10 protein-coding genes and 4 pseudogenes are annotated in these 12,834 nt (G+C 69.4%); 9 read left to right on the top strand and 5 right to left on the bottom strand.

Features of this window, described 5'->3' with window-relative positions; all coding sequences use genetic code 11:
* Positions 1-151: 151 nt before the first annotated feature.
* On the bottom strand, positions 152-865 hold the full coding sequence (locus tag ACZ38L_RS36275) for a hypothetical protein (RefSeq protein WP_465701760.1): 714 nt from the start codon (positions 863-865) through the stop codon (positions 152-154).
* Positions 866-979: 114 nt separating this feature from the next.
* Here ACZ38L_RS36275 and ACZ38L_RS36270 point away from each other — a divergent pair, with 114 nt between their 5' ends.
* From ACZ38L_RS36270 to ACZ38L_RS36255, 4 genes are all read left to right on the top strand, one after another.
* Positions 980-1,414, top strand: a complete 435-nt coding sequence (locus ACZ38L_RS36270; RefSeq protein ID WP_465701766.1) for an Hsp20/alpha crystallin family protein — start codon at positions 980-982, stop codon at positions 1,412-1,414.
* Positions 1,415-1,532: 118 nt separating this feature from the next.
* Positions 1,533-1,826 carry an STAS domain-containing protein gene (locus ACZ38L_RS36265; protein ID WP_465701758.1) on the top strand — a complete coding sequence of 98 codons (294 nt, stop codon included), beginning with the start codon at positions 1,533-1,535 and terminating at the stop codon, positions 1,824-1,826.
* A 49-nt stretch (positions 1,827-1,875) separates the two neighbouring features.
* Entirely contained in the window at positions 1,876-2,280 is a 405-nt protein-coding gene (locus ACZ38L_RS36260; protein ID WP_465701756.1) for a DUF2267 domain-containing protein, read from the top strand.
* 46 nt (positions 2,281-2,326) lie between these two features.
* The gene (locus tag ACZ38L_RS36255) at positions 2,327-2,722 is read left to right on the top strand and encodes a DUF2267 domain-containing protein (RefSeq protein WP_465701754.1); all 396 of its coding nucleotides are present in this window, start codon (positions 2,327-2,329) and stop codon (positions 2,720-2,722) included.
* A gap of 287 nt (positions 2,723-3,009) precedes the next feature.
* Here ACZ38L_RS36255 and ACZ38L_RS36250 read toward each other — a convergent pair whose 3' ends face one another.
* Positions 3,010-3,189 (bottom strand): hypothetical protein, encoded by a 180-nt coding sequence (locus ACZ38L_RS36250; protein ID WP_465701752.1) that lies wholly within the window; start codon positions 3,187-3,189, stop codon positions 3,010-3,012.
* 995 nt (positions 3,190-4,184) lie between these two features.
* On the opposite strand from ACZ38L_RS36250, the gene ACZ38L_RS36245 reads away from it, so the two are divergent.
* A complete protein-coding gene (locus tag ACZ38L_RS36245; RefSeq protein ID WP_465701764.1) occupies positions 4,185-4,466 on the top strand; it encodes a helix-turn-helix domain-containing protein in 282 nt (93 codons plus the stop codon).
* Positions 4,467-4,953: 487 nt separating this feature from the next.
* Here ACZ38L_RS36245 and ACZ38L_RS36240 read toward each other — a convergent pair.
* Positions 4,954-5,322, bottom strand: a pseudogene (locus ACZ38L_RS36240) (ISAzo13-like element transposase-related protein); the annotation flags it as partial.
* A gap of 738 nt (positions 5,323-6,060) precedes the next feature.
* Here ACZ38L_RS36240 and glsA point away from each other — a divergent pair.
* The 4 genes and pseudogenes from glsA (at position 6,061) to ACZ38L_RS36220 (ending at position 10,352) form a co-directional block, all read left to right on the top strand.
* Complete coding sequence (gene glsA, locus ACZ38L_RS36235) at positions 6,061-7,824, top strand: glutaminase A (protein WP_465701750.1); 1,764 nt, start codon at positions 6,061-6,063, stop codon at positions 7,822-7,824.
* Between the two features lie 237 nt (positions 7,825-8,061).
* Positions 8,062-8,211 (top strand): annotated as a pseudogene (locus tag ACZ38L_RS36230) (dTDP-4-dehydrorhamnose 3,5-epimerase family protein); the annotation flags it as partial.
* Positions 8,212-8,327: 116 nt separating this feature from the next.
* Positions 8,328-9,425 (top strand): annotated as a pseudogene (locus tag ACZ38L_RS36225) (ISL3 family transposase); the annotation flags it as partial.
* 9 nt (positions 9,426-9,434) lie between these two features.
* The gene (locus tag ACZ38L_RS36220) at positions 9,435-10,352 is read left to right on the top strand and encodes an IS30 family transposase (RefSeq protein ID WP_465701762.1); all 918 of its coding nucleotides are present in this window, start codon (positions 9,435-9,437) and stop codon (positions 10,350-10,352) included.
* Between the two features lie 91 nt (positions 10,353-10,443).
* Here the strand turns inward: ACZ38L_RS36220 and ACZ38L_RS36215 are convergent, their stop codons facing one another.
* Both ACZ38L_RS36215 and ACZ38L_RS36210 read right to left on the bottom strand, forming a co-directional pair.
* Positions 10,444-11,661, bottom strand: coding sequence for an IS110 family RNA-guided transposase (locus ACZ38L_RS36215; protein WP_465701748.1), 1,218 nt, complete (start codon positions 11,659-11,661; stop codon positions 10,444-10,446).
* A gap of 219 nt (positions 11,662-11,880) precedes the next feature.
* Positions 11,881-12,366: pseudogene (locus ACZ38L_RS36210) on the bottom strand (transposase); the annotation flags it as partial.
* Positions 12,367-12,834 lie beyond the last annotated feature (468 nt).

The following is a 12,834-nucleotide window of genomic DNA, read 5'->3' as shown; positions in this document are numbered from 1 at the left end:
TTCCGTTTCGTACTGTCGCAAGTCGAAACGTAGCCGGGCTACGGCGTGTTCTGCGTATCAGCCCTGGTCAGCGACCCACGGAAGCGACAGGAGAGTCACTTTTTCGAGCTCGTCTTCGATCCGTTGCCAGCGTTCCTCAGCGGTGCTGGGTTCAGGCGCGTCGTTGGTTGCTGTCATGGCGGAGCCGGTCGAGGTTCCGGGTGAGGGTGTCGAGGCGGGTGGCGAGGTTGGGGTGACCGGCGCCGAGGTGGCGGCGCATGCCGGCCAGCGGGGTGATGAGGTCGGCGGCGTCGTCGGCGGCGAGGGCGGTGCGCAGGGCGGTCTGGGCGGGGGCGGCCTGGGGTGTGAGGTCGGTGAGGGCGGTGATTTGGGCGGCGAGGACCCGCAGGTCGGCGGCGTTGTCGCGGGCCCAGGCGGCGACGGTGCGCTGCGCGGCGCGGCGGTCGCGGACGGCCTTGACCCGCTCGGCACTGGTCGCGCTCGAGGTGGCCTGGGGCGTGCTGTCGGCGGGCCGCAGGCGCAGGTAGCGGTTCTCGGCGGCCTGGCGGCTGGCGACGCCCATCGGCTGGGCGAGGTCGGCCCAGGTGGCGCCCGCGGCGCGGGCGGTCTCCACCAGGCCCGCCTCCCACCCGGCGAGTTCGGTGCGCACCTCGCGCAGCAGCAGGAGTGCGGCCAGGGCCTTTTCGGGGCCGGCCTGCGGCCTGGGGCCCGGCCGGTCGGCTTGTCCCGGGGTCTGGGCGGTGCGGACGGCGTCGTCTATGGCGGCCAGCGCGGCGGCCGCGGCGAGGAAGGAGGCGGGTCCGGTGGACGGAGTGCCGGGCGTCGGCGGCGTGCCGGATGCCGGTCGGGTGGGCTTGTCTCGCATCAGTGTCACTCTCCGGGTGACTTGGGAAGTTGTCATCGGGTGGATGACATGTTAGAACGGTTTCAGGTGAAGCGCACTTGGCACCCACTGCCCGACCACCTGGAGGTGTTTCACATGCTGATGCGCACCGACCCGTTCCGTGAGCTGGACCGGCTCACCCAGCAGTTCCTGGGGGCGAACGGCACCTGGTCGCGTCCGGCCCCGATGCCGCTGGACGCCTACCGCGCCGGCGACCACTACGTGATCTGCTTCGACCTGCCGGGCGTGGACCCGGAGGCGATCGACATCGACGTCGAGCGGAACATGCTGACGGTCAAGGCGGAGCGCCGCCCGCGCCCGGAGACGGAGGGCGTGCGGCTGGAGCTGTCCGAGCGTCCGCTGGGCGTCTTCTCCCGCCAGATCATGCTCTCCGACACCCTCGACCCGGAGGGGATCAGCGCCGACTACGACGCTGGTGTGCTGACCCTGCGGATCCCTGTCGCGGAGAAGGCCAAGCCCCGCAAGATCACCATCAGCCAGAGCGGCGACCGCAAGCAGATCCAGGCCTGATCGCACCCCCCCGCAGCCGTTCCGCGCCGCCCCAGCCCCCCGGGGGGCGGCGCGGAACACCCCCGATGCGCCCGAAGACGCCAGGCGTCGCGCAGGCCGAGCAGACAGCGAGAGCGCCATGGCCGACCCAGGCCCCACGCCCGCCGTGGTGACGGCACGCGGCGACATCGACCTTGACACCGCCCCGGCACTGTGCGACCGGCTGGCCACCGCACAGGAGGCCCACCCCCAGGTCGTACTCGACCTGTCGCTGGTGACGTTCATGGACTGCGCGGGGCTGCGCCCCCTGGTCGAGGCCCGCAAGCGGGCCGACCGGCGCGGTGGCCGTCTGGTACTGCGGGGGGTCGGGCCCCCCGTTGCCCGGTTGCTCAAACTCACCGGCCTCGACCACCACCTGAGCCTGGAGCCCTGACCGGCCACCGACCGCGTCGGCGCCCGCCTGGGACGAAGGGAGACTCGCGGTGACTTTTCGATGGGAGGCGTTCCTGGACCGGGTCCGGGAGCGCGGCGAATACGACACACCCCAGGACGCCGAACGCTCGGCGCGCGTCGTCCTGGCGCTGCTGGGCGCCCACCTGGTCGGTGACGTGCGCGCCGAACTGGCCGCCCGGCTGCCCGAGGCCCTGGCCCTGATCCTGCTCAACCCCCTTGAGGCCGCCGAACCGCTCAGCCCGGAAAGGTTCGTGCGCGCCACCGCCGCCTGGATCGAGGGCGCCACCGAAGCCACGGCCCTGTGGGACATCGGAGCCGTCCTGTCCACCGCGGCCGACGCCGCCGGCGCCGACCTCACCGAGCGTGTCCTGCTCCAGCTTCCCCCCGGCTACGACCTGCTCTTCGGCCGCCCCCAACCCGGCCACCGGCCCTGACGCCATCTCGCCGCACCCGCGCGGCCCGTTCCGAAAGCCACCCACCATGACATGGCACCACCTCGTCCAACAGGTCCGCGCCAGCGGCCGCTACGACACCGACCAGGAAGCCGAACGCGTCCTGCACACGGTCCTCGCCGTGCTCGGCAGCCAGCTCGCCGGCGAGGAACGCTGCGACCTCGCCGCGGCCCTGCCCGAAACCGCCCGCCTCGTCTTCGCCTCGCAGATCCCCCTGGCCGAACCGGTTGCCGCCCCGGCCTTCGTCGAAACCGTCGCCCGCGCCCTGAACACCAGCCTCACCAGCGCCCGCTGGCACGCCTCCTCCGTCCTGGCCGCCCTCGCCGACCTCTCCGGCGACCAGCTGGCCGACCGCCTCCTCAGCTCCCTGCCCCGCGGCTACGCGCTCCTCTTCGGCCGCGCCGACCTCACCGCCGCCGCGTAGCCGCCGGCTCCAGTGGCTCCGCTCGGGTCGGCGCCGAAGCCGCGGTGTCGGTGCCGACCGGCGGGCCACTGGAAGGGCCGGCGAGGCGGTGAAGCGTGGGCGGGTCCACCCCGGTGGACCACTTCGCCGCGGCTGCGGCCCGCCCGGCCGCCGACGCGGTCCTTGTCGACGCCCAGAGCCGCCAGCAGGTCGCGCTGCTCCCCGGGGAGCTCCCGTCCTGCCGGGTGCAACCGCCCACCACTGCCTGGCCGCGTTGTAGGCGCCGCCCCCTGTGGCTGCCCTGCCGGCTACCGGCGCTCGGGCGGCCGGCTGCGGTGGTGGGGGGCGAGCGCTTGGCGCAGGGCGTGCAGGTCGGCGATGGTGACCTGTTCGGCGAAGCGGGCCGGCAGTCGGCGCAGGCCACGATCGTCGCGGTCGCGGACGGCTTCGTTGATCGCGGCCGGCAGGGATGCCCGCGCATGGGGCACGGGTGCGCCCGCCGGCGGTCAGCCCTGTGGCTCTTTCACCCGTTTGCCCTTCGTGGTGCCGCTCATCGTCGCGGGCGCGAGGGGCGCGGCCCCGTCCCCGTGCGGGGCGAAGACTGTCTTCCCTGCGAGCACCGGAAAATCTGTGCTGGCTGGAGTAGACATTGCTCGGTCTCGTGGTTAGTGTTTCTCTCGTAGACGCAGTCAAGCAGTACTCGCCAGACACGAACTGGCGGGCGGCAGTGCAGAAGTTCGCAGGTCGGCCCGGCTGCGGGGTCCCGAAGCCAGAGCAGGTGCAGGACGGCGACAGGACCGGCAGCCGGGCCCGGTGGCCCGCAGTGATCAGGGGCCACCACCGAGCGGTACCGCGGTAAGTGCAGTGGCAGTACCAGCAGTGAAGTTGAGTCGAGCGGTACCGGCAGTCGCAGTACGTGGGATCTCAGCAAAGGCGCCAGGACTGCAGGCGCGCGTGCTGGGAGTTCGGCAGCGGGGTTCCAAGCCAAGCAGGTGAGCAGGACGGGCGACGGGGCTGGCTGCCGGACCGGGCGGCCCCCAAGGGCCGCCGGGCAGTACCAGGCAGTTGGCAGTTCGGCAGTACCGAGAAGTACCCGCTCAATCAAGCAGGACAAGCAGTTCCCAGCAGTTCGCAATGTCCGGTCAGTACAGAGGATGAACGGAGGGGCACAGCGCCATCAGGATCGCCCGGCCCGTGAGGCATTCACCCGGGCGGACACCGCAGACCCCCTTTTGAGTACGAGGACGGTGGTTTCCGGTCACGCATACGCGATCCCCGCACACCCCACCCCTTGGGGAGTTGCGGACATAGGAACCCGGCCCAGGCCGGTAGATGGTGTAAAACCCTTCGGGGCCCCGGAGCCGCAACGGCGCCGGGGCCCCTCGATGCGTCCCCGACAACAAGAAGAGGTGCAGTGACCACGGCAACCATTCGACCGCACACCCCCGACAACCTCGACGACGACGACTACCCCGCCTACACCATGGGCCGCGCCGCCGAGATGACCGGCACCACCCCCGGCTTCCTGCGCTCCCTGGGCGACCAGGGCCTCATCACCCCCCTGCGCTCCGAGGGCGGCCATCGCCGCTACTCCCGCTACCAGCTGCGCATCGCCATGCGCGCCCGCGACCTCGTCGACCAGGGCACCGCCATCGACGCCGCCTGCCGCATCATCATCCTCGAAGACCAACTCGAAGAAGCCCTGCGCATCAACGAACAACTCCGCCAGGCCGCCGGCGACCCGCCGCCGGCGGCGGACACCTGACCTGAACGCCCTGGCCGCCAGGACTGGTCTACGGCGAGCACGAAGTGCTCGCCGCCACCCAAGGGCGGCCCCGGGTGCTGTCGTTTCCCGCACCGCGAGGCACGGGCGCCCCCACACCAAGCCACCACTGCGGCCACCTCGCACAGGCCCGCACGACTACGCCGACCGCCCCGGCCCGGACAGCGACGGCGGGCGTCCGGCCCGTACCGCATACGCCCGCGGTGCCGCCAACCCCCGTGCCGATCGACCGACCCCAGACGGCGATGGTCAACGGGGCCGGCTGCATCTGTTCGGCCACCGCCCCGCCCACCAACGCAGGGCGAGGATCTCCACATCTTTCTCACGGTCGCTCAACGGCAGCAGCCTCAGGGCGGCGAGCACATTAGTGACAGTCAGGTATGCCAGGCGAAGCAACACGAGTGATCATCCTGCCGCAACCGCCGAGCAAGTCCTTGAGCTGCGCGGATGACATTCTCGGCAGGCGCAGAGTCAGCTCGGCCGCCAGGTTCCGGGTGGACTTCACCGTCCAGCGCAACGGCGACTCCGGATCCCCACGCTGATCCGGCTCGACCAGCGCCAGCAGCGCCGCCACCAGGCCCGGGCCGCTCTCACGCAGTGGCCTGCGCCCGCCGCCCGCCCTTCGGACCCGGTCGGCAGGCTCCTGGTCCGCGTCCAGCTCGCGGGCGCCGCGCGCCACGGTGGACTCCGCCACCCCTGCCAGGCGCGCGACCCGGCGCACGCCTCCGTAGCCGAGCACCCGAGCCGCCGCCCCCAATGTCAGGCGCCGCTGCCGCTCATCCAGCTGCGGCAGCAGCCGGGCGAGCACCTCCCCGAGCACCGCCGCACTCTCATCCATCACACCGAGATCCTAGGCCCCAACCAACCCACCAGATCATGGAGTTATTAATCGTCAGATCCCTGGGGTGAGGGGTTTGGTGGCGCGGTCGATGATCTGGAAACCGGTGGCTTTCTCCATACAGAGCCATCCGAAGTCCAGATCCAGCCGACGGCTACTTTCAGCCGGATGTGCTCCCGCACGGCCCTGGGGGGAGGGTCCAGCCGCAGCAGCTCGGCGCTTACCTTACGCTTCAGGTCCACCGGAACCGGTCGGAACCGTCAGGCGAACGGCCCCGACTTCATTCGATCAAGTCCGGCAGCGGTTCCTGCCGACGCTTCCCCTACTCCTTCGCAGCTCCGCCGACAAGTGCACCTGACGCTTTCCTTGCACATCTCGTCAGGATATTGACGCTGTCTTGATGTGCCCGGCGACGATAGGGTCCCTGAGCAGAAGGGCGGCCTGTTCGAATCTGGCGAAATACATCCTCTTTGCGGTCGCAGGCCTGCCTTTAGCATAGCGTCCTGAGCAGGTGCACGACGTGGCGCCACGCAGCTGAGCACCGGCCGGCGGCCCATAGGGAGATGGGCCGGGGCGACGGGAATACGGCGCCGAGCGCCGGCCGATGCGCGGAGTTCCGCGTGGGAAACTGCCTGCTACCTCGCATCGCCAAATCCTCTTGCCCACGGCCCAGGCTGTGTCCTGTCGAGTCGTCAGGCTTGAACGGCTGCCGGGCCCGCAGTGATCGGAGGGATTTCCATGCCAGCCGCAAAGGCCAAGAGATCGCCTGAGTTCGGTACTCCTGCCGCACAGAACAGTGCAATTCCTCAGCGGCCCGAAAACGCGCCGGAAAGACTGTTTGATTTCTTCGAGCGGGACACCGCCGGCCGGGTCGCTCCCGACCGGGTACTGGATGTGCTGTACATCGCGGGGATCTTGCCCGACGACCCTCGGATCGCCGACACCATCGCCAATCTGAACCGCGCTCGTCCCGCGGCACCGCCGGCCGAGCCCCTGGTGATGACAGTGGACGAGCTCGCGGCTGCCACTCAGCGCAACAGTGGCATCATCACGAAGGCCGCGCGCGGGGAACTCGCGGTACCGGACTTCCCGGCACTGGTGACAGACATCGAGCGGATCTACCACGAGGTGATCACCGACACGCGGGGCGCGGTCGCCGACTACATTCCGCAGCTCGCCCGGGTCGACGCGGACCAGTTCGCGATCTCCGTCTGCACGGTCGACGGGCAGCGTTTCTCCGTCGGTGACGCAGACGTCGACTTCTGTCTCCAGTCGGTCTGCAAGACCGTCAACTACTGCCTCAACCTGGAAGAACACGACCCCGATGTCGTCCACCGACACGTCGGAAGGGAACCCAGCGGGCAGGGATTCAATGAGCTCACCTTCAACAAGGCAGGGCTGCCGCACAATCCGATGATCAACGCCGGCGCCATCATGAGCTGCTCACTGATCAAGCCCGGACTCGACGCCGCCGACCGCTTCGACTATGTGGCCGACACCTGGAAACGCCTCACCGGCGGGGGCAGTATCGGCTTCAACAACTCCGTCTACCTGTCGGAACGGAATACCGCGGACCGTAACTTCGCACTCGGCTATTCGATGCGCGAGCGCGGCGCGTTCCCAGCAGGAACAGACCTGGTGGACACGCTGGAGCTCTACTTCCAGTGCTGCTCGATCGAGGTCACCGCGGCACAGCTCGCCATCGCCTCGGCCTCACTCGCCAACGCCGGAGTCTGCCCGTTGACCGAGGACCGCGTGTTCTCGGCCCAAGCGGTCCGCCACTGCCTCTCCCTGATGTCATCCTGCGGAATGTACGACTTCTCGGGGGAATTCGCCTTCACGATCGGCCTGCCTGCCAAGAGCGGAGTTTCCGGTGCACTGATGCTTGTGATCCCCCGTCTGATGGGGATCGCCATCTGGTCCCCGCGGCTCGATGCCCAAGGAAACTCGGTCAGAGGGATCGAGTTCTGCCGGCGGCTGGTCGACTGCTTCAACGTGCACGCCTTCGACTCACTCACCGGATCTCTCGACAGCGGGTCCAAATCCCGGAAACGCGACCCACGGTTGCAGAGGAACCAGAGCGTCATCGAAGGCATCGTGGGCTTGTGCTTCGCCGCCAGCCAAGGCGATCTCAACGAGATCCGCCGACTCGCGACCTGCAATGTCGATCTGGGCGCCGCAGACTACGACGGGCGGACCGCGCTGCACCTCGCTGCCTCGGAGGGCCACCACGCCGTGGTGTCCTATTTGCTCTCCATGGGAGTCGAACCCGCGCCAGTGGACCGCTGGGGCGGGACGCCCTTGGACAATGCGGAGCAGGCCGGGCACAAGGATCTCGCTCGACTCCTCTCCGATGCCGCTGAAGCGCACCACCAGGCGCAGGGCCCGAATACCACCTCTCATGTGCCCGAGCAGGCGCTCCCGGCCGTCCCGGAACGCGCAGTCGGCACGGAGGTGTTCACGGATCAGCGGGACCGGCGTGAGCACGGGGGCACGGGCTGATCAGCGGCCGACAGGTGGTGAAAGCGTCCGGGCCGGGCGCGCCCGGCTGCGGCACCAGCTCGGTCGAAGTGTGGCTGCCGGACCAGTACGGCGAATGCCGCTTGGTCGAGGCGCACAGGCGGCTCGCGCCAGCCGAACTGACAACTACTGAACGTCACCGCTGCTCATGATCACCCGGATTTGCCTGGACAGTGCTCGTGATCCGCTGACAGTGCTCACGAAACTGCGGATCCTAGACGCGGACTGTTCACCGAGTGGTACCGCTTCGACCATATGGCCGAGGCCGTGGGCCGCTCGCTGCGGCTCGCCCACGCCAACCTCTCGGTGCCCGCCCGAGGAGTGGTGCGCGGCATCCACTTCGCCGACGTGCCGCCCGGGCAGGCGAAAGTAGGCTCTTCTGCTCCATCTGTGGGTCGTTTCGGAGAGCCTGACGCAGCACACGCCGCTCCCTGTGCAGATCTTGAGGTGTCGAAGCCCGAGGTCGAGCGCGCAGGAGAAGCGGCGTGCGGTTCACCACGGTATTGAAGTCGTTGGTCGGATGCGAGCAGGCGGTGCCGGAGGACGCCTGGTTCGATGAGGAAGCGCAGGTCATGGTGGTGGCGGTGCGTCCGAGGTCCCAGGCGCGTCGCCGGTGCGGGATCTGTCGCAGCCGCTGTCCGCGGTTCGACGCCGGAGCCGGCCGCAGACGCTGGCGGCACCTGGACGCCGCCGGGCTGCAGCTGTTCCTGGAAGCCGATGCCCCGCGTGTATCGTGCGAGCGGCACGGGGTGGTGGTCGCGGCGGTGCCCTGGGCCCGGCACGACGCCGGACACACGTACGAATTCGACCAGCAGGTCGCCTGGCTGGCCACCGAGTGCTCCAAGTCGGCCACCTCACAGTTGATGCGGGTCGCCTGGCGCACCGTCGGCGCGATCCTGACCCGCTACCAGCGTGATGCGGACACCGGAATCGACCGGCTCGCCGGGCTGCGGCGGATCGGCGTCGACGAGATCTCCTACCGCAAGGGTCAGAAGTACATGACCGTGGTCATCGACCACGACACCCGGCACGTGGTGTGGATGGCCGACGGCCATGGCAAGGACGTCCTGCGCTCGTTCTTCGACGCCCTAGGCGCCGAGCGCGCCCACCGGCTCACGCACATCAGCGCGGACGGGGCGGAGTGGATCGCGGACGTGGTCGCCGAGCGGGCCCCGAACGCCGTGCGCGCCATGGACCCCTTCCACGTGGTCGCCTGGGCCACCGAGGCGCTGGACGAGGAGCGTCGCGCAAGCTGGAACCGGGCCCGCCGCCAGGCCGCGGACCCGGACCTGGCCCGCAGGCTGAAGCACTCCCGCCACGCGCTGTGGAAGAACCCCGAGGACCTCACCGAGCGGCTGAGTGCGAAACTCGCCTGGATCGCCGCCAACGACCCGCGCCTGCACCGGGCTTACCTGCTCAAGGAAGGACTACGCACCATCTACCGGATCGCCCGTGCCGAGGGCGTCCACGCTGCCGTCGCCGCGCTGGACCGCTGGCTGTCCTGGGCCAGGCGCTGCCGCATCCCCGCCTTCGTCTACCTCGCCCGCAAGGTCCGACGCCACCACGACGCCATCCTGCACGCGAAACGGAGCGTGAAGGACATCGCCGTCTCGATCGGGAAGAGCTTCCAGAGCGTCTACCGAGAGATCGAGCGCAACAGCAAGCCCGACGGCAGCTACCAGCTCTGGTGGGCCCACAGCCAGGCCTTCCTGCGCAGGCAGCGTCCCAAGGAGGAGAAGGTCCGTGCCAGCGAGCCGCTACGGGCCGTCGTGCGTGAGAAGCTCACCGACAAGTGGTCGCCCCAGCAGATCTCCCGCTTCCTTGCCCGCACGCATCCCGACGATCCGACGATGAGGGCCTGCCCAGAGACGATCTACCGGGCACTCTTCGCCGGCCTGCTCGGCCGCAAGCCCGGCAAGCTCCGCACCGGCCGCACCCGCCGCAGGAAACAGCGAAGAGGCGTCCCCAGCCTCAACAAGATCAAGAACATGACGCTGATCCACCAACGGCCCGCCGAGGTCAATAGCCGTGAGATACCCGGACATTGGGAAGGCGACCTCATCATCGGCCGCGGCCAGGGCTCGGCGATCGGCACCCTGGTCGAGCGCACTACCCGCTACGTCCAGCTCATTCACCTACCCGACGGCTGGAAGGCCCCGCAGGTCCGCGACGCGCTCATCACGCGGACCGCCCACATCCCATCTCAGCTACGAAGGACCCTCACCTGGGACCAGCGGCGCGAGCTGACCCTGCACGAGGACATCGAGGCCCTGACGGGCTTCCGGATCTACTTCTGCGACCCGCACTCGCCCTGGCAGCGCGGAACGAACGAGAACACGAACGGCCTGCTGCGGCAGTACTTCCCCAAGGGCACCGACCTGTCCGTCCATTCCGCCTCAGACCTTCGTGAAGTAGCCCGTCAGCTCAACCGCCGCCCCCGCCTCACACTGGGCGACAAGACCCCTGCCGAAGCCATGAGAGACTGCCTCACACAGCCATTGACCTGCTGATTCGCAACCATTGCTGGAAACCGCCCCGCGTCGAGCGGCCGGCACTGCCATTCGGCCATCCCGTCGATGACCTTGAAGCTCCTATCGTCGGTCAAGCCGTGATGAGCCACTGGCGGTAGGCGTCGGCGAAGGCGTCATCACGGCGGATGCCGCGCTCGATGTTGGAGATCACGCCTGGCCAGACCCCGAAGTGCTTCGCCACGGCGGTGACGGTGATGTTCTTCGCCTGCCGGGCGGGTCGAAGGTCCGCGATCTCGGGCACCTCCACCAGCGTGGTCAACAGCCGGAAGACCTCGCGGGCGATAGCGCGCTTGAGAAGCCGGATGATCTCCTTCTTCGAGCGCCCGGCAGCGGTCTGCCGAGCCACGAACTCGCGGGTGCGCTGGCAGCGGGCCATCCGCACGAGCGCGATGCGGTAGAGCGCCGCGTTCGCTGCGCGGTCACCGCCGCGGGAGAGCCGGTGCCGGTTGGTCTTCCCGCTGGAGGCGGGTACGGGGGCGGCGCCGCACAGGGCGGCGAAGGAGGCCTCCGTGCGCAGGCGGGCAGGATTCGCGCCGGCGGTGATCAGCAGCTGGGCGGCGGTGTCCGGTCCGACGCCGTAGGCGGCGCGCAGGCCGGGGTTGAGGGTGGTGACCAGCTTGTCCAGCTCCGCGGTCAGGTCCGCGTGCTCCTCGGTCATGGCCTGGACGCGCCGGGCCAGCGTGCGCAGGGCCGTCAGCAGGGGCGCGTGCTCGGGGTCGGTGGCCGGCCGGAGGCGGGCGAGGGCGGCGGTGCGCTTGTCGCGAGTCATGGCCGAGTACTTGGCGCGGATGGTGTCGGGCGCGCTGATCAGCAGGTGCCCGATCTGGTTGAGCGACGCGGTGCGGGCTTTGATGGCGGAGCGCGCGGCGGTCTGCAGGGCCCGTATCCCGTCGGTGACCGTGCCGTCCTTCGGCGCGCTGGTCGCCCGTCCGGAGACGACGGCGCGGGCCGCGGCGTAGGCGTCGATCGGGTCGGACTTGCCGATCCTGCGGCGCTCGGCCCGGTCGGGCCGGTTGACCTCGATCACGGCCAGGCCGGCCTGCCGGGCAGCCCTTGTGAAGCCAGAGCCGTAGGAGGACGTGCCCTCCACGCCGACGGCGGCGACGCGGCCATGGGCCTGCAGGAACGCGATCGCGGCCGCGTATCCGGCTGCGGTCGTGGGGAACTCGGCGTCGTCTAGGTGTCCGCCCCGGTCGGTCACCGCGGCGACGTGGAGGGTGTCCGCGTGCGAGTCCACCCCGCCGACCACTTCCTGGTCCGTGGTGTCCGCCGGATGCGTGCCTGTCATGCTGGTGACGCCTTCCTTGCCGAAGGTCGCTCCGGCCGGAAAGGGCAGACAGGACAGTCAGGGGGCCTCTGGCCAGGCTCCTATGAGGTCATGCTCCGCCCGGCCGGAGCCCTGGGAACCGGGCCCCGGCGGTCGGACAGATCAAGGGAAGGACAGCCCAGCAGGGCGTCAGTCAGTGATTGGGTCACGACCACCGGGGACCCGCGTATCACTATGACTGTCGGTGATGGTCGAGATGGTCGTCTTGGACACGCTCGCGCCATAGACCTCGGCCAGATGCGCGGAGATGTCACCGTGTGTCAGTCCACGTGCGGACAGGGACAGGACCATCTCGTCCACCCCGGTCAGACGCCGCTGGCGCTTCTTGACGATCTGCGGCTCGAAGCTGCCCTCGCGGTCGCGTGGCACGTCGATCTCGACCGGGCCGACTCGGTCTGCACCGGACCGGACCCCGTTTCGGGAGTTGCCGGAGCCGGCGCCGGCCGGGTCGTGCTTCTCGTAGCCGAGGTGGTCGGTGATCTCGCCCTCCAGGGCGGCCTCCAGCACACGCTTCGTCAGCTGCTGCAGAAGCCCGCCCTCGCCGGTCAGCTGCAGGCCGCCAGCGCGGGCGCGGTCGACCAACTGCCCGATCAACTGGTCGTCCAGCAGGTCCACCGACAGCTCGACCGGCCGGACCTCTTCAACCGCCTCCGCGGAGACAGTCACGTCGCTCATCAGGTGCTACTTCCTTGATCGGGAGTTACACCGTTGACCGGGCTCTGGCTCACATCCGGTGGTGACGCTTCGTGCTGATGGTGGCGGCCCGTGACATCAGCAGGCCAGGGAAACCTGCAGGGACATTCCGGGCAGCCGGTTCCGGTTGACCTCGGACGGTTTCCACGGCCAAGTGCGCCAGTCCGTATGGCGGGCGACGGGCACGCCGACCAGCTACGACGGCGACGATGGGCACTCCGAGGCTGCGGCAGCTCGACAGTGGCACAACGTCACCACCGAATGTGAGGCTCTGGCTCGTAATCGGTGGTAACGAAGGGTGACGAACGTCGTTGGCATGGTGTGCGCGATGTCAATGAGCCGGTGGGTGTGGTGTTTTCAGGACTTTCGGCCCTCGTCGTCGAGGGCGTGACGGACGAGGGCGAGGTCATCCGTGTGTCGGCGCGGACCCGGGACGATCCG

Source organism: Kitasatospora sp. NPDC024654, from assembly GCF_055559155.1.
This window is presented reverse-complemented; position numbering and strand designations above follow the sequence as displayed.